Source organism: Neisseria sp. P0021.S007 (assembly GCF_051956855.1).
On the sequence record NZ_JBQCXA010001803.1, the window covers coordinates 1 to 433 of the forward strand.

The 433-nt window shown below is 57.7% G+C and carries 1 protein-coding gene; it reads right to left on the reverse strand.

Features of this window, described 5'->3' with window-relative positions:
• Positions 1-419, reverse strand: a 419-nt coding sequence (locus ACTHUR_RS21545) for a lyase family protein (protein WP_440400856.1), incomplete at its 3' end; no start/stop codon positions are given.
• Positions 420-433 lie beyond the last annotated feature (14 nt).

The following is a 433-nucleotide window of genomic DNA, read 5'->3' on the forward strand; positions in this document are numbered from 1 at the left end:
TTGGTCGATTGCGCATGGTTCACATGGTCGTTAGGATGGACGGGCTGGTACGCCGCCAAACCCGTACCGGCGATTTCGTTGGCGCGGTTCGCCAGCACTTCGTTCATGTTCATATTGGACTGCGTGCCGGAGCCGGTCTGCCACACTACCAATGGAAACTGCCCGTCGAGCTTGCCGTTCAACACGTCGTCCGCCGCCTGCGTAATCAAATCCGCCTGCTCAGGCTTAATCCTGCCGAGGGCGACATTGGTGGCGGCTGCGGCTTTTTTTACCAGCGCCAAAGCATAAATCAACGGCTGCGGCAGGGTTTCGCCGCCGATTTTGAAATTGTTGCGGCTGCGCTGGGTCTGCGCGCCCCAATAGGCTTCGGACGGGACTTCAACATTGCCCATGGTGTCGTGTTCGGTACGGGTACTCATGCATTTCTCCTATA